General features: G+C 67.3%; 13 protein-coding genes. 6 read left to right on the forward strand and 7 right to left on the reverse strand.

The genetic code is table 11. From position 1 onward, the window contains the following. Positions 1-58 precede the first annotated feature (58 nt). From QJR12_RS11830 to QJR12_RS11840, 3 genes are all read left to right on the forward strand, one after another. Positions 59-1444, forward strand: a complete 1386-nt coding sequence (locus tag QJR12_RS11830; protein ID WP_300582257.1) for an ATP-binding protein — start codon at positions 59-61, stop codon at positions 1442-1444. Beyond that, positions 1437-3413, forward strand: coding sequence for a VWA domain-containing protein (locus QJR12_RS11835; RefSeq protein WP_300582259.1), 1977 nt, complete (start codon positions 1437-1439; stop codon positions 3411-3413). The genes QJR12_RS11830 and QJR12_RS11835 overlap by 8 nt, the downstream gene beginning before the upstream one ends. Positions 3414-3614: 201 nt before the next feature. Continuing rightward, positions 3615-4073, forward strand: coding sequence for a hypothetical protein (locus QJR12_RS11840; protein ID WP_300582261.1), 459 nt, complete (start codon positions 3615-3617; stop codon positions 4071-4073). 246 nt (positions 4074-4319) lie between these two features. On the opposite strand, the gene QJR12_RS11845 is transcribed toward QJR12_RS11840, so the two are convergent. The 7 genes from QJR12_RS11845 to QJR12_RS11875 all read right to left on the reverse strand — a co-directional run bounded on the left by QJR12_RS11845 (position 4320) and on the right by QJR12_RS11875 (position 13527). Further along, on the reverse strand, positions 4320-4913 hold the full coding sequence (locus QJR12_RS11845) for a DUF1707 domain-containing protein (protein WP_300582264.1): 594 nt from the start codon (positions 4911-4913) through the stop codon (positions 4320-4322). Between the two features lie 152 nt (positions 4914-5065). Continuing rightward, entirely contained in the window at positions 5066-5857 is a 792-nt protein-coding gene (locus QJR12_RS11850; RefSeq protein WP_300582267.1) for an enoyl-CoA hydratase family protein, read from the reverse strand. Next, a complete protein-coding gene (locus QJR12_RS11855; protein WP_300582475.1) occupies positions 5857-7023 on the reverse strand; it encodes an acyl-CoA dehydrogenase in 1167 nt (388 codons plus the stop codon). Before QJR12_RS11855 ends, QJR12_RS11850 begins: the two co-directional genes overlap by 1 nt. An 11-nt stretch (positions 7024-7034) precedes the next feature. Further along, on the reverse strand, positions 7035-9026 hold the full coding sequence (locus QJR12_RS11860; RefSeq protein ID WP_300582270.1) for a biotin carboxylase N-terminal domain-containing protein: 1992 nt from the start codon (positions 9024-9026) through the stop codon (positions 7035-7037). 7 nt (positions 9027-9033) lie between these two features. Next, entirely contained in the window at positions 9034-10629 is a 1596-nt protein-coding gene (locus QJR12_RS11865) for a carboxyl transferase domain-containing protein (protein ID WP_300582272.1), read from the reverse strand. 49 nt (positions 10630-10678) lie between these two features. Further along, entirely contained in the window at positions 10679-11827 is a 1149-nt protein-coding gene (locus tag QJR12_RS11870) for an acyl-CoA dehydrogenase family protein (RefSeq protein ID WP_300582274.1), read from the reverse strand. After that, positions 11824-13527, reverse strand: coding sequence for an acyclic terpene utilization AtuA family protein (locus tag QJR12_RS11875; protein WP_300582478.1), 1704 nt, complete (start codon positions 13525-13527; stop codon positions 11824-11826). Before QJR12_RS11875 ends, QJR12_RS11870 begins: the two co-directional genes overlap by 4 nt. A 276-nt stretch (positions 13528-13803) precedes the next feature. On the opposite strand from QJR12_RS11875, the gene rpmF reads away from it, so the two are divergent. The 3 genes from rpmF (at position 13804) to QJR12_RS11890 (ending at position 16283) form a co-directional block, all read left to right on the forward strand. Further along, positions 13804-13977, forward strand: a complete 174-nt coding sequence (rpmF, locus tag QJR12_RS11880) for a 50S ribosomal protein L32 (protein WP_300582277.1) — start codon at positions 13804-13806, stop codon at positions 13975-13977. 72 nt (positions 13978-14049) lie between these two features. Then, positions 14050-14736, forward strand: coding sequence for a response regulator transcription factor (locus QJR12_RS11885; protein ID WP_300582480.1), 687 nt, complete (start codon positions 14050-14052; stop codon positions 14734-14736). Further along, complete coding sequence (locus QJR12_RS11890; protein ID WP_300582280.1) at positions 14736-16283, forward strand: HAMP domain-containing sensor histidine kinase; 1548 nt, start codon at positions 14736-14738, stop codon at positions 16281-16283. Before QJR12_RS11885 ends, QJR12_RS11890 begins: the two co-directional genes overlap by 1 nt. The last annotated feature ends 24 nt before the right edge of the window (positions 16284-16307 follow it).

Consider the following 16307-nt stretch of genomic DNA (forward strand, 5'->3'; position numbering starts at 1 on the left):
GACGGTGGGAACGACCCACCGACGGCATGACGTGCCCGCGTGAGCGTCGTAGCGTGGAGTGGTGCTTGCACCGAGTCATCTGCCCCGCACGGTCGGCGAGCTGCGCGCTTCCGGTCACCGTGAGCGGGGCGTCAAACAGGAAATCCGGGAGAACCTGCTCACCGCCCTGGCCGAAGGGGCGGACATCTGGCCGGGGATCCTAGGGTTTGACGACACCGTGATCCCCCAGCTGGAGCGGGCACTGATCGCCGGCCACGACGTCGTCCTGCTCGGTGAGCGCGGCCAGGGCAAGACCCGGTTGCTGCGGGCGCTGGTCGGCCTGCTCGACGAGTGGACGCCGGTCATCGGCGGCGCCGAGCTCGGTGAGCACCCCTACTCGCCGATCACGCCGGAATCGATCCGGCGCGCCGCGGAGCTCGGCGATGACCTGCCCGTGGCGTGGCGGCACCGCAGCGAGCGCTACACCGAGAAGCTGGCCACACCCGACACCAGCGTCGCCGATCTGGTCGGCGACATCGACCCGATCAAGGTCGCCGAGGGCCGCAGCCTGGGGGATCCCGAGACCATCGCCTACGGGCTCATCCCGCGGGCACACCGCGGCATCGTGGCGGTCAACGAACTGCCCGACCTGGCCGAGCGGATCCAGGTGTCGATGCTCAACGTCATGGAGGAGCGCGACATCCAGGTTCGCGGTTACACGCTGCGCCTGCCGCTGGACGTGTTGGTGGTGGCCAGCGCAAACCCCGAGGACTACACCAACCGTGGCCGCATCATCACCCCGCTCAAAGACCGCTTCGGTGCCGAGATCCGCACGCACTATCCGCTGGAGCTCGAGGCCGAAATGGGCGTCATCACCCAAGAGGCGCACTTAACCGCGCAGCTGCCCGACCACATAGTGCAGATCATCGCCCGATTCGCGCGCTACCTGCGGGAGTCCCGCTCGATCGATCAGCGGTCGGGGGTGTCGGCCCGGTTTGGAATCGCGGCCGCGGAAACGGTCGCCGCCGCCGCGCGCCATCGCAGCGCGGTGCTGGGGGAAACGGATCCGGTGGCCCGGGTGGTCGATCTGGCGACGGTGATCGACGTGTTACGCGGCAAGTTGGAATTCGAATCCGGCGAGGAAGGCCGTGAGCAGGCCGTACTGGAGCACCTGTTGCGCCGCGCCACCGCCGATACCGCCTCGAAACTGCTCGGCGGCATCGACGTCGCGCCGTTGGTGGCCGCTGTGGAAGGTGGATCCGCGGTGACGACGGGTGAGCGGGTGTCGGCCAAGGATGTGCTGGCGGCATTACCCAGGTTGCCGGTCGTCGACAAGATCGCGAAAAAGCTGGGCGCGGCGTCCGACGGGGAACGCGCCGCGGCGCTGGAGCTGGCGCTTGAGGCACTGTACTTGACGAGACGAATCGACAAGGTGTGCGAGGCGGGCGAAACCGTCTATGGCTAAAGGGCGTTCGACGCGCTATAAGGCATACACCGGTGGTCCGGACCCGCTGGCTCCACCGGTGGATTTGCGCGAGGCCCTGGAGCGGATCGGGCGGGACGTCATGGCGGGCACTTCGCCGCGCCGGGCGCTGTCCGAGCTGCTGCGCCGGGGTACCACGACCCTGCCCGGAACCGACCGGCTGGCAGCCGAAGCCAACCGGCGTCGACGAGAGTTATTGCGCCGCAATAAGCTAGATGGAACGCTGCAGGAGATTAAAAAGCTTCTCGATGAAGCGTTGCTGGCCGAACGCAAAGCGCTGGCCCGTGCCCTCGACGACGACGCGCGGTTTTCGGAGCTGAGGCTTGATGCGTTGTCCGCGTCGCCGGCCAAGGCCATCCAAGAACTTTCCGATTACCACTGGCGCAGCAGCGAGGCTCGGGAGAAATACCAGCAGATCAAGGATCTGCTCGGCCGCGAGATGCTCGAGCAACGGTTCGCCGGCATGAAAAAGGCACTGGAGAACGCCACCGACGATGATCGCCGGCGCGTCACCGAGATGCTGGACGACCTCAACGATCTACTGGAAAAGCACGCCCATGGCAGGGACACCCAGCAGGATTTCGACAACTTCATGGATAAGCACGGGGCGTTTTTCCCGGAGAACCCCCGCAACGTCGAAGAGCTGCTGGATTCGCTGGCTAAAAGGGCCGCTGCCGCGCAACGGTTCCGCAACAGCCTGAGCCCGGATCAGCGTGCCGAACTGGATGCATTGGCCCAGCAGGCATTCGGTTCTCCTGCGCTGATGCAGGCGCTGAATCGCCTGGACGCACAGCTGCAAGCCGCGCGCCCGGGAGAGAACTGGTATGGGAGTGAGCAGTTTTCGGGCGATAGCCCGCTGGGAATGGGGGAGGGTGCGCAAGTGCTGGCCGATATCGCCGAACTGGAGCAGCTGGCCGAGCAGCTCTCGCAGAGCTACCCGGGGGCGAGCCTGGACGACCTCGACCTGGATGCGCTAGCGCGCCAACTTGGTGATCAGGCGGTTATCGACGCTCAAATGCTGGCCGAGTTGGAACGCGCGCTGCTCGGCCAGGGATTTTTAGACCACACTCCTGACGGTCGGTGGCGGCTCTCACCGAAGGCGATGCGCCGGCTGGGTGAGACGGCGCTTTGTGATGTGGCACAACAACTTTCCGGTCGCCGTGGTGAACGCGACCATCAGCGTGCCGGAGCGGCCGGCGAGCTGACCGGCGCCACCCGGCCCTGGCGGTTCGGTGATACCGAGCCGTGGAGCGTCAGCCGCACACTGACCAACGCCGTGCTGCGGCGTGCGGGAACCGCACGCACCGACGGCGCAGTGAAGATAACCGTTGATGACGTGGAGGTTTCCGAGACCGAGACGCGCACCCAAGCCGCAGTCGCGCTACTGGTGGACACATCGTTTTCGATGGTGATGGAGAACCGCTGGCTGCCGATGAAACGGACTGCGCTGGCACTCAACCATTTAGTGAGTACCCGATTTCGCTCGGATGTGTTGCAGATCATCACGTTCGGCCGCTACGCGCGAACGGTGACGGCCGCGGAGCTGTTGGCTCTAGACGGCGTCTATGAGCAGGGCACCAACCTGCACCACGCGTTGGCGCTGGCCGGCCGGCATCTGCGCCGGCACCCCAACGCGCAGCCCGTGGTGCTGGTCGTCACCGACGGTGAGCCCACGGCGCACCTGGAAGACCTCGAGGGTGGCGATTTGACGGTATTTTTCGATTACCCGCCGCATCCGCGGACCATCGCCCACACGGTGCGCGGCTTCGACGAGGTGGCCCGCCTCGGCGCCCAGGTGACCATCTTCCGCCTGGGCGATGATCCGGGGCTGGCGCGGTTCATCGACGAGGTCGCCCGCCGGGTCGAGGGCCGGGTGGTGGTGCCCGATCTCGACGGCCTGGGAGCGGCGGTGGTCGGCGACTACCTGCGTTCCCGACGGCGGCGACGGTAGCGATGCGGCATCGGTGGTTTGTGCGGCCGGGTCACGTCCGGGGTGCTGCCGGCACCGTCGGTGAGGGCGCGCCGGCGTGCGCTTACCCGCGATGTTGCGGCCCTGTGCCGTCCCGCTGACATAGAATCGGCATCCCCGGGATAATGTCGGGCAATCCCCATAAGGCTATGAGGGCGCTCTGGAGTTCGAAGGGTAATTTCGATGGAACCCCAGCTGGATGCGTTGCGACTGGAGCTGGCCGGAGCGCTTTTCGACAACGTGGCAAGGCAATTCGAGATCTTCACACAAGACCCTCGGCTGTGGCGGGTGACCGAACGGGATGCCGCTCGCCTTCGGACCGCTGCGCAGGTTCTCACGTGGCTGGCGGAGGAGTTCCGGCGATGCGCGATCAGGTTGCGGGCAACGGACGAGCTGAACGCGGGGATGTTTCGGGGACAGCCGCCCATCCCGGATGATCCGGCGCCCTTTGAGGCGTCGCTGAAACGGCCGCCGCCGCCGCCGCTTCCCGACCCGCCGATCAGCATCGACCCCGCCCGGCTGGATTGGCCACGCGAACGGCTCACCGAGGCCCGCGACGTCCTTCGCTACGGCAGCGGCCCGACCACCCGCGCCGCCGCCGAACATGCCGAGCAACTTCGCACCTGGTGCGGTGGCTACTAAATCTAAATCCGCATTCCCGTAGCCGCAGTGTCGTAGCCCCAGTGCCGTAGCCGACGGGAAGGGCCGTGACCCCCGTGACCCCCGCCCCCGGTGCTCGCGCAGCGGGCCGTGGCCCCGCCCGGTCGGGGAGCCGCTTCCGCAGCCACTGCTGCGCCGTGGGCGCGGATTCTCCGAAATAATGGTCGCGCTTGTTCCTGCCGGCCGCATATCCCCGAATGACGGCCAGTTACCCTGAAGGTCCTGCAGCTAGCGCCCGGTCCGGCGCTTTTTCCGTTTGATACCCACGCTGCCCCACAGCGAGAAACCCCGGATCTTCACCGTGGGCGCGCCCGGCGTGCCCTCACCGGGGACGGTGTGGTCGAAACCGCCCATCACGCCGTGGCCGTGAATTTCGACGTTGACCTCCGGCGGCAGCAGGATGGTCTGCCCGCCCATGATCGAATACGCGTGAATCTCTACCTCGGTGGAGGTGAAATCGGCGTACCGGAGATCGATCACCCCGCCGCCCCACAGCGCGAAGGCGGTCAGCTTTTGCGGAACGTTCCATCGCCCGCGCCGCTCGAACGCGCCCATGATCCCCATCAGCAGGGTCGAGGGCGCCGGTTTGCAGACGCCGCCCCGGCGCGGGCTGACCGCTGAACCGGGTAAATCGGCTTGAAGCCGTTCCAACTCTTGATACGTGGTGGCCGCGTAGGCCTTGGTGAGCCGCTCCTCGTACTCGCTCATCGGCAGGCGGCCGTGCGCAGCGGCGTCGGTGAGCAACTGCGCTACCCGGATACGATCGGTGTCCGCGGCGCGCGACCACTCATCACGTGCGTTTGGCTGCGCTGAATCGCTCATCACACCCGAGACTACGACGAACAAATTTCGGGATGATGCTAGTTGGTCAAACTGGCTCGTCGCTGCCGGGCTTGGCCCAACCACCGGCTCCTTCTCAGCCCGCTCCGCGGGCTGCATCGTCGCCGAGCGGGGTGGGCCGGCCCGGCTCCTTCTCAGCCCGCTCCGCGGGCTGCATCGTCGCCGAGCCAACGCGGGGGGCGTTTCTGCAGGAAGGCGAGCATGCCTTCCCGAGCCTCGTCGGAGACGAACAGCCGCGCCGAGTCCGCGGCGAGCCGGTCGGCATCGCGGTCGAACCCGGTCAGTACCGCCGCGGTGGTCAGCGCCTTGCACGCGGCCAGACCCTGCGGTGAGCCGCGCCGCAGGTCGGCGAGCAGCGAAGCGACTTCGGCGTCGACGTCGTCGGCGGCCACCGTGACCAACCCGATCGCGGCGGCTTCGGCGGCCCCGAACGTCTCGCCCGTCAGGTAATAGCGGGCCGCGGCGCGGGCGGACATTTTCGGCAGTAACGTCAGCGAGATGATCGCCGGCGCCACCCCGATCCGCGCCTCGGTCAGCGCGAAGGTGCTGCGCGGGCCGGCGACCGCGATATCGCAGGCACCGACCAGGCCCAGACCGCCGGCCCGGACATGGCCATCGATCGCCGCGATCACCGGCAGCGGTAACTCGACGATGGCGCGCAGCAGCGCGGCCAGCTCCCGACCCCTTGCCTCGGCCATCTCGAACGCATCGCCGCCGCTGGCCTCGCCCAGGTCCGCTCCGGCGCAAAACGTGCCGCCGGTGTGGCCGAGCACCACGGCCCGCACGCCGGGATCGGCCGCCGCGTCCCGCAACCCCTGGTGCAGCTGACCGACCAGGGTGCTGGAAAGCGCGTTGCGGTTGTGCGGAGAGTCCAGCGTCAGCCGGGCAACCGAACCGGCGCCGGCGTATTTGACAAGCGTCTGCATCAGTAGGACCGCGGTAGGCCCAGCGATGTCTGCGCGACGAAGTTGAGGATCATCTCGCGGCTTACCGGCGCGATCCGCGACAACCGGGACGCGGCCAACGCCGCGGCGATGCCATACTCCTTGGTCAGCCCGTTGCCACCCAACGACTGCACCGCCTGATCGACCGCGCGCGCCGATGCCTCGCCCGCGGCGTACTTCGCCATGTTGGCCGCCTCCGCCGCACCGGCCTCATCGCCGTGGTCGTAGAGCGTCGCCGCCTTCTGCATCATCAACTTGGCCAACTCGATTTCGACGTAATTCTGCGCCAACGGATGTGAGAGGCCCTGATGGGCGCCGATCGGGGTGTCCCACACCTTGCGGTTTTTGACGTAGTCGACCGCCTTGCCAAGCGCAAAGCGGCCCATGCCCACCGCACTGGCCGCGCCCATGATGCGTTCGGGATTAAGACCGGCGAACAGTTGCGCTATCGCGGCGTGCTCGGAGCCCACCAGCGCGTCGGCCGGCAGCCGCACGTCGTCGAGGAACACCTGGAACTGGCGCTCCGGGCTGATCAGCTCCATCTCGATCGGGGTGTAGGTGAATCCCGGCGCGTCGGTGGGCACGACGAACAGCGCCGGACGCAGCTTGCCGGTCTTGGCTTCTTCGGTGCGGCCCACCACCAGCACGGCCTGCGCCTGGTCGACACCGGAGATGAAAACCTTCTGCCCGCGAATGATCCAGCCACCGCCCACGCGGCGCGCCGTGGTGGTGATTCGGTGGGAATTCGACCCGGCGTCGGGCTCGGTGATAGCGAACGCCATGATCAGCGAGCCGTCGGCGATGCCGGGCAGCCAGCGGTCTTTCTGCTCGTCGGTGCCGAACCTGGCGATGATGGTGCCGTTGATGGCGGGCGACACCACCATCATCAACAGCCCGCATCCGGCCGCCGACATCTCCTCCATCACCAGCGACAGCTCATACATCCCGGCGCCGCCCCCTCCATATCTCTCGGGAAGGTTGACGCCGATGAATCCGAGTTTTCCTGCCTCAGCCCATAGTTCGTCGGTGTGTTGGTGTGCCCGGGCCTTCTGCAGGTAGTAGTCTGCGCCGTAGTTGGCCGCCAGCGCGGCCACCGCGCTGCGCAACGCCCGGCGCTCTGGGCTTTCGATGAAGCCGTTCTGGGTCATCGCGTTTTGGGTCATGACGGATCCCCTTCTGCAGTAGGCGCTTCCACCCGTGCTAAAACGATGCCGGCCTCGACCTGTGCGCCGGGGGTGACGTTGAGTTGCACCAGTACCCCGTCGGCCGGCGCGGTGATGGTGTGCTCCATTTTCATCGCTTCCAGCCAGACCAGCGGTTGCCCGGCGGTGACGTGCTCACCGAGCCGTGCACCGACCCGGGTGACGCTACCGGGAATCGGTGCCACCAACGACCCCCGCTCGGGTGCCGAACCCGGCTCGGAAAAGCGTGGCAACGCGACCAGATGAACCGACCCGTTGGGCGAGTCGACATAGATGTCGTCACCGTAGCGCGCGACGGCGAAGCGCCGTGCCACCCCGTCGGCGTCGGCGAGCACCACCGCGTCGGCGGCAAGCGACACCAGTTGCACCGCCTCGTCGCCGGGCAGCATCACCGCGTTTCCGCTGAAGCGATATTCCACCCGCTGCTGGCGGCCGCCATCCTCACGGTAGGTCTTGACCTGATAACCCGACGCCAGGTTGCGCCAGCCGCTGGGTATGGAGCCCAGAACCGGTGCGCCAGCGCGGTTGTGCGCGGCGTCTGCCAGCGCGGCAGCGATCGCCGATAACCGAACCGTGCCGGCGTCGGCCAGCGGCGCTGACAGTCGGGTCAAATCATGGGTGTCGAAAAACGCGGTGTCGGTGGCGCCGTCGAGGAACGCCGGGTGCCGCAGCACGTTCACCAGGAGGTCGCGGTTGGTGCGTATCCCGTGCAGGCGGCTGCGGGCCAGGGCATCGGCGAGCACCATCGCGGATTGCCGGCGGGTCGGGGCGTAGGAGATCACCTTCGCCAGCATCGGGTCGTAGTGGATGGGCACGGTGCAGCCGTCGACAACGCCGGAGTCCAGCCGGATTCCGGCCCGCCGTCCCAGGGTTTCAAAGCACGCCCGCACCCCCGGGACGTCGATGGTGCGCACCAGGCCGGGTTGCGGCTGCCAGCCGTGAGCCGGATCCTCTGCGTACAACCGCGCCTCGATCGAATGGCCCAGGGCGGCAGGGGGTTCAGCAGCCAACCGGGCACCGTCGGCGATCGCCAGCTGCAGCTCGACAAGGTCGAGCCCGGTGGTCTCCTCGGTGACCGGGTGCTCGACCTGCAGCCGAGTGTTCATCTCCAGAAAATAAAGCTCCCCCTCCTCAGAAGACGGGTCGGCGAGAAACTCCACCGTTCCGGCGCCCGTATAGCCGATCGCCGCGGCGGCCAGCCGGGCCGCGTCGAACAGCTTGGCACGCATCCCCGGTGTGCGTTCCACCAGCGGAGACGGGGATTCTTCGATGATCTTCTGATGGCGGCGCTGAATCGAGCATTCGCGTTCGCCGACGGCCCAGACGGTGCCGTGGAGGTCGGCGAGCACTTGGACTTCGATATGGCGGCCGGCGGCAACGTAACGCTCGCAAAACACGGTCGGATCACCGAACGTCGACCCTGCTTCACGACGGGCAGCCTCGACTTCTGCTGGCAGGAATGACAATTCATGGACCACACGCATTCCACGTCCACCGCCGCCGGCCGCCGCTTTGACGATCACCGGCAGCTGTTCCGAGGTGACGGTGTCCGGATCAAGGTCACCGAGCACCGGCACGCCGGCGGCGGCCATCATCTTCTTGGATTCGATCTTGGAGCCCATCGCGCGTACTGCGCTCGCCGGCGGTCCGACCCATGTCAGGCCGGCGTCTTGCACGGCAGCAGCGAAATCAGCGTTTTCGGAGAGGAACCCGTAGCCGGGATGCACGGCATCGGCACCCGCGGCACGGGCAGCGGCGATGATCGCCCCGGCGTTGAGATAGTCGGTGGTCTTGGGGAGCCGCACCCGAGCGTCGGCCTCCGCGACGTGTGGCGCGCCGGCATCCGGATCGGTGTACACGGCGACGGTGCCCAGACCCAGCCGCCGGCAGGTGGCAAAGACCCGCCGGGCGATCTCGCCGCGGTTGGCCACCAGCACCCGAGTGATCAACGCGCCCTCACATCCGGAACACGCCGAAATTCGACGTTCCCTTGATCGGGGCATTAGCGATGGCGGACAGGCACATTCCTAGCACAGTTCGGGTGTCGCGCGGATCGATCACCCCGTCGTCATATAGCCGTCCGGACAAAAACAGCGGCAGCGACTCGGCCTCGATTTGTGCTTCGATCGCCGCGCGCATCGCCGCGTCGGCCCGTTCGTCGAACTGCTGGCCGCGCGCCTCGGCGGCGGCGCGGCTGACAATCGAGATCACCCCCGCCAACTGGGCGCCGCCCATCACCGCGGCCTTGGCGGAGGGCCAGGCGAACAAAAACCGCGGATCGTAGGCTCGTCCGCACATGCCGTAGTGCCCGGCGCCGTAAGACGCGCCGATCAGCAGCGAGATATGCGGCACGGTGGAGTTGGAAACGGCGTTGATCATCATCGACCCGTGCTTGATCATGCCGCGCTCTTCGTAGCGCTTGCCGACCATATACCCGGTGGTGTTGTGCAGGAACAGCAACGGCGTGTCGTAACGGTTGGCCAACTGAATGAACTGGGTTGCCTTCTGGGATTCCTCGCTGAACAAGATGCCGCGAGCGTTCGCCAAAATCCCCAGTGGATAGCCGTGCAGTGTCGCCCAGCCGGTCACCAGTGACGAGCCGTAACGCGGTTTGAACTCGTCGAACTCGGAGCCGTCGACGATGCGCGCGATGACCTCCCGCGGGTCGAACGGGATACGCAGGTCCGCGGGCACGATGCCGATCAACTCCTCGGCGGCATACCGCGGGTCGACGACCGGACCCGGCTGCGGCCCCAGTTTCTTCCAGTTCAGCCGTGCCACAATTCGCCGGCCGATACGGATCGCGTCGGGCTCGTCGACGGCGAAGTAGTCGGCCAGGCCGGAGATGCGGGCATGCATCTCGGCGCCTCCCAGGGATTCGTCGTCCGACTCCTCTCCGGTGGCCATCTTCACCAGCGGCGGGCCGGCCAGAAACACCTTCGAGCGTTCCTTGATCATCACCACGTGATCGCACATTCCGGGCACGTACGCCCCGCCCGCGGTGGAGTTGCCGAACACCAGTGCAATGGTGGGGATCCCGGCCGCCGACAGCCGGGTCAGGTCGCGAAACATTTGCCCCCCGGGGATAAAGACGTCTTTCTGGGTGGGCAAATCGGCGCCGCCGGACTCCACCAGTGAAATCACCGGTAACCGGTTCTGGAACGCGATCTGGTTAGCGCGCAGGATCTTTCGCAGCGTCCAGGGGTTGCTGGTGCCGCCTTTGACCGTGGGATCATTGGCGACGAGCAGGCATTCCACTCCGGACACCACCCCGATTCCCACCACCACGCTGGCGCCAACCTGAAACTCGCTGCCCCAGGCTGCCAGCGGACACAATTCCAGAAACGGTGAATCCGGGTCGACAAGCAGCTCGATGCGCTCCCGGGCGGTCAGCTTGCCGCGGGCGTGGTGCCGCTGCACATACGTCGGACCGCCGCCGGCCAATGCCTTGGCCAGCTCGGCGTTGACCTCGTCGAGTTTGGCGCTCAACGCGGCCGCTGCCTCCCGGTAGGCCGCGGAGGCGGGATCCAGGCTGGATCGCAGGAGCGTCACGAGCACCGCCGACGATGTCGGGCCAAGCGATCAGGCAAAGCTGGTGTGCTCATGACCGAAACCCCAGCGTCTTGGCGGCCAGCGCGGTCAGGATCTCGGTGGTCCCACCGCCAATGCCCAAAATCCGCATGTCGCGGTATTGGCGCTCGACTTCGCATTCGGACATGTAGCCCATGCCGCCAAACAACTGAACGGCTTGGTTGACCACCCACTCGCCGGCTTCCACGGCGGTGTTTTTGGCAAAGCACACCGGTGCGATCAGATGGGTCTCGCCGGCCAGTTGACGCTCCACCACGCTGCGCACATAGACCCGGGCGACGTCGATGCGCCGGGCCATCTCGGTCAGCGTGTTTTGCACCGCCTGCCGGGAGATCAGCGGGCGGCCGAACGTTTCCCGGTCCCGGCACCACGCTGCGGTGAGGTCCAGGCAGCGCTGGGCACTCGAATACGCTTGCACGGCAAGGCCGATGCGTTCCGAGACGAAGGCTTGCGCGATTTGGGCGAAGCCGCTGTTCTCGGCGCCGACCAGATTGGCAACGGGTACCCGTACATCGGTGTAGGACAACTCGGCGGTGTCCGAGGAGCGCCAGCCCATCTTGTCCAGCTTGCGGGTGACCGCAAAACCCGGTGTGCCTTTCTCGACGACCAGCAGCGACACGCCCGCCGCGCCGGGGCCTCCGGTGCGCACGGCGGTGACCACGTAGTCGGCGCGCACCCCGGAGGTGATGTAGGTCTTAGCACCGTTGACGAGGTAGTGGTCACCGCTTAAGACGGCGGTTGTTCGCAGGTGGCCCACGTCCGAGCCGCCGGCGGGTTCGGTGATGGCCAGCGCGCCGATCTTCTCACCGGCCAGCGTCGGCCGCACGAAGGTGTCGATGAGCCGCCGATTGCCCGAGGCCGCCATGTGCGGCACCGCGATCCCGCAGGTGAACAGCGACGCGTAAACGCCCCCCGGGGTGCCGGCCTGGTGCAGCTCCTCGCAGATGATCACCGAGTCGGCACCGTCACCGCCCCCGCCGCCGACCGCTTCGGGGAATCCCGCGCCCAGCAGGCCGGCCTGCCCGGCCCTGCGGTGCAACTCGCGGGGCAACTCCCCGGTGCGCTCCCACTCCTCGACGTTGGGCAGGATCTCGCGCTCGGCGAACGCGCGCACCGCCTTTCGCAGCTGGTCACGCTCGGGCGTGGTCCAGATGCTCACCGCAGGAGCCTTTCCGGAACGTCGACGCAGCGGCTGCGCAGCCATTCGCCCAGCCCCTTGGCCTGGGGGTCGAACCGTGCCTGGTAGCCGACCCCCAGGCCCAAGATGCCGTCGATGACGAAGTTCACCGCGCGCAGGTTGGGCAGCACGTGGCGGGTGATCGGCAGCTCGGCGGTCTCGGGCAGCAGGTCCCTGAGCAACTCGACCGTGAGCGTGTGCGCCAGCCAGCGCCACTGCTCCTCGGTGCGCACCCACACCCCGAGGTTGGCCGATCCGCCCTTGTCTCCGCTGCGGGCGCCCGCGACCCGGCCCAGCGGCATCCGTCGGACCGGCCCGGCGGGCAGCGGCTCGGGCAGCGGTGGCGGCGCAACCGGCGCCAGTTCGAGGGTGTCGGTGGCGGCGGGGATCTCGGTGCGGGTGCCGTCGGCGTGTACGGCGATGTGCGGCACTTGTGCGGCGTCGACGTAGCCGGCAGTGAACACCCCGTAGACCTGGGCATCACCCGGCGGGGCGGTGAGGTGAAAGCCCGGGTAACTGGCCAAAGCGAGTTCGACTGCAGCCGAGGAGAATTGCCGTCCGACATTGGCGGGGTCAGGGTCGCGGGCCACGCAGTGCAGCAACGCGCTGGCGGTTTCTTCGGTACCGGAGTCGGGGTGGTCGGTGCGGGCCAGGGTCCACTGCAACTCGGCGGGCTTAACGCTCAGCGATGTCTCCAGCTGGCGACGCACCAGCGCGGCCTTGGCCTCGATGTCCAGACCGGTCAGCACGAACGTCATCGCGTTGCGGAACCCGCCGACGCTATTCAGCGACACCTTCAGCGTCGGTGGTGGCGGTTCCCCGGTTACCCCGCTGATGCGCACCCGATCGGGGCCGGCGCTAAAGAGCTCGATGCTGTCCATCCGGGCGGTGACGTCCGGGTTGGGGTAGCGGGCGCCGGTGATTTCGTAGAGCAATTGCGCGGTGACGGTGTCCACGCTGACCTGCCCGCCGGTGCCGGGGTGCTTGGTGATCACCGACGAGCCGTCGGGGTGAATCTCGGCCAGCGGAAAACCGGGGTGAAGCAGACCGGGGATCGCCGGGATTTCCGTGAAAAACGCATAGTTCCCGCCGGTGGCCTGGGCACCGCACTCGATGACGTGTCCCGCGACCACCGCACCGGCAAGCCGGTCGTAGTCGGTGCGGGCCCAGCCGAAGTGTGCGGCGGCCGGCCCGACGGTCACCGAAGCATCGGTGACCCGGCCGGTGATCACCACGTCGGCCCCGCGGTTGAGGCAGTCGACGATGCCCCAGGCACCCAGGTAGGCGTTGGCCGCCAGCGGGCAGCCCAGTCCCAGCTCGGCGGCCCGCGCGTGCAGGTCGTCGCCCTCGACGTGAGCGACCCGCGCCGGGATGCCCAAGCGCTCGGCCAGGGCGCGTACCGCATCGGCCAGGCCCGAGGGGTTCAGGCCGCCGGCATTGGCGACGATGCGTACCCCCCGGTCGTGGGCCAGCCCCAGGCACTCCTCGAGTTGGCTCAAAAACGTCTTCACATAACCGCGGCCGGGGTGCTTGGCCCGGTCACGGCCGAGGATCAGCATGGTCAACTCGGCCAGGTAGTCGCCGGTGAGGTAGTCCAACTCGCCGCCGGTGAGCATCTCGCGCATCGCCGACAGCCGGTCGCCGTAGAACCCCGAGCAGTTCCCGATGCGAACCGCAGACACCACGTCGTGCCCTCCCTTCGGGCCGCCGCCGCGCGACCTGTCAACCAACTGGTAGGTTAGCGGGTATCCTCGCGGCCCGTCAGGGATGTCCGGCGCACCTGCGGCGCCGTCGGGGGGTGCCACCACCACCGCTGTCGGCGGCTGTGCAGCGGCGCCGCATTTTGGCGGCCCTCGCATCACCGGCTATCGTTAAGGGTGATCGTCGCGCCAAATCGTCGTGCCAACTTGGCGGTTATCCGCGAGCCGCGACCACGACCCGAGGAGTAAGGCCCAGCTATGGCGGTACCCAAGCGCAGGATGTCACGGGCGAACACGCGCAGCAGGCGCGCGCAATGGAAGGCCGCCCCCATCCACCTGGTGGGTGTGACCGTGGCGGGCCGGCGGCACCAGGTGCCGCGCAGATTGCTCAAGGCGGCCCGCCTCGGGCTGATCGATTTCGACCGTCGCTAGGGTCTCATTGCCGGGTTATCGGCTCGAGCGGCTCTCAGGCCGCTCTCAGGCGATGGGACGACACTGATGGCCGTGCGGATACTCGTCGTCGACGACGATCGCGCGGTGCGCGAGTCGCTGCGCAGGTCCCTTTCGTTCAACGGCTACTCGGTTGCGCTGGCCCAAGACGGTGTCGAGGCGTTGGCCATGATCGCCAACGATCGACCCGACGCGCTTGTCCTCGACGTGATGATGCCGCGCCTGGACGGTCTGCAAGTCTGCCGTCAGCTCCGCAGCGCCGGGGACGACTTGCCGATTCTGGTGCTGACCGCCCGCGACTCGGTCTCCGAGCGGGTCGCCGGCCTGGACGCCGGGGCCGACGATTACCTGCCGAAGCCCTTCGCTCTGGAAGAATTGCTGGCCCGTATGCGGGCTCTGTTGCGCCGCACCAGATCTGACGAGTCCGCGGAGTCGGTCGCCGTGACGTTCTCCGACCTCACCCTGGACCCGACAACACGCGAAGTGACCCGCGGACAACGCCAGATCAGTTTGACCCGCACCGAATTCGCATTGCTGGAAATGCTGATTACCAACCCGCGACGGGTGCTGACCCGCAGCCGTATTCTCGAGGAGGTGTGGGGGTTTGACTTTCCCACCTCAGGCAATGCGCTGGAGGTCTACATCGGGTATCTGCGCCGCAAGACCGAAGCCGAGGGCGAGCCGCGGCTGATCCACACCGTGCGCGGGGTGGGCTACGTGCTCCGTGAGACGCCGCCCTGATGGCCGTGTTCCGCCGACGGCGACGTGCTGCACCGGGGGCCACCACTTCGTTGTCTCTGCGGTGGCGGGTGATGCTGCTGGCGATGTCCATGGTGGCGATGGTGGTCGTGCTGGTGGCGGTCGCCGTCTACGCGGTGATCTCGGCGGCGCTGTACAGCGACATCGATAGCCAGCTGCAAAGCCGGGCACAGCTGCTGATCGCCAGTGGTTCGCTGGCGGCCGATCCTGCCAAGGCTATTGAGGGCACTGCATATTCAGATGTCAATGCGATGCTGGTGATTCCCGGCCGATCCATCTACAGCGCCCACCAGGCAGGCCAAACCCTGCCGCTGGGCCCGCCCGAGAAAGCCATCATCCGAGGCGAGCTGTTCATGTCGCGCCGGACCGTGGGTGATCAACGGGTGCTGGCCATTCACTTGCCCAATGGCAGTTCGCTTTTGATTTCCAAGAGTCTGTCCCCGACGGATGCGGTCATGACGAAACTGCGGTGGGTGCTGCTGATCGTCGGGGGCATCGGTGTTGCGGTCGCCGCGGTGGCCGGTGGGATGGTCACCCGCGCCGGCCTGCGCCCCGTGGCCCGCCTCACCGAAGCCGCCGAGCGGGTGGCCCGCACCGATGACCTACGGCCTATCCCTGTGTTCGGCAGTGACGAATTAGCCAGGCTCACTGAGTCATTCAACTTGATGCTGCGGGCTTTGGCGGAGTCTCGGGAACGGCAGGCGCGGCTGGTGACCGATGCCGGCCATGAACTGCGCACCCCGCTCACGTCGTTGCGCACCAATGTCGAGTTACTTATGGCGTCGATGGAGCCTGGAGCGCCACGGCTTCCGGAGCAGGAGATGATCGAGCTGCGCGCCGACGTGCTCGCGCAAATCGAGGAATTGTCCACGCTGGTAGGTGATTTGGTAGATCTCACCCGAGACGATGCTGGCCAGACGGTGTATGAGCCGGTGGATATGTCCGAGGTCATCGACCGCAGCCTGGAGCGGGTTCGGCGGCGCCGCAACGACATCGAGTTCGACGTCCAGGTGATCCCTTGGCAGGTCTACGGCGACGGAGCGGGGCTCGCGCGCGCGGTGGTGAACTTGATGGACAACGCGGCCAAATGGAGTCCGCCGGGTGGGCGCGTGGGTGTCCGAATGACACAGCTGGACCCCGCGCACGCTGAACTGGTGGTGTCCGACCACGGCCCGGGGATTCCCGCCCACGAGCGGATGCTGGTGTTCGAACGGTTCTATCGTTCGGAGTCGGCGCGGGCGATGCCCGGTTCTGGCCTGGGGCTGGCGATCGTCAAACAGGTGGTGCTCAAACACGGAGGGGCGCTGCGTGTCGAAGAGACCGTCCCCGGAGGCCAACCCCCGGGGACGTCGATCCGGGTGCTGCTGCCGGGCAGGCCGATGCCGATCGTGCCGTATCCGGTGCCTGCGGCGGGCACCCCGGCCGGCGTCGGCGCGGCGGGGGAAGGAGATTCCCCCAAAGATGCGGTGAACTCTGCGGGCGCGACGAACGTTCTCTCAGTGGATTCTCAGTCCACGCGGGCAGGGTAGTTGTGCGGTTAGGGTGGAGTCCGA

Source organism: Mycobacterium sp., from assembly GCF_029961025.1.
Lineage (GTDB): Bacteria > Actinomycetota > Actinomycetes > Mycobacteriales > Mycobacteriaceae > Mycobacterium.

Bases quoted from the DNA above. Each gene is read 5' to 3' on its own strand.
- QJR12_RS11850 (WP_300582267.1), bottom strand. From the start codon at position 5,857: ATGCAGACGCTTGTCAAATACGCCGGCGCCGGTTCGGTTGCCCGGCTG.
- QJR12_RS11840 (WP_300582261.1), top strand. From the start codon at position 3,615: ATGGAACCCCAGCTGGATGCGTTGCGACTGGAGCTGGCCGGAGCGCTT.
- QJR12_RS11845 (WP_300582264.1), bottom strand. From the start codon at position 4,913: ATGAGCGATTCAGCGCAGCCAAACGCACGTGATGAGTGGTCGCGCGCC.
- QJR12_RS11890 (WP_300582280.1), top strand. From the start codon at position 14,736: ATGGCCGTGTTCCGCCGACGGCGACGTGCTGCACCGGGGGCCACCACT.
- QJR12_RS11835 (WP_300582259.1), top strand. From the start codon at position 1,437: ATGGCTAAAGGGCGTTCGACGCGCTATAAGGCATACACCGGTGGTCCG.
- QJR12_RS11855 (WP_300582475.1), bottom strand. From the start codon at position 7,023: ATGACCCAGAACGGCTTCATCGAAAGCCCAGAGCGCCGGGCGTTGCGC.
- rpmF (WP_300582277.1), top strand. From the start codon at position 13,804: ATGGCGGTACCCAAGCGCAGGATGTCACGGGCGAACACGCGCAGCAGG.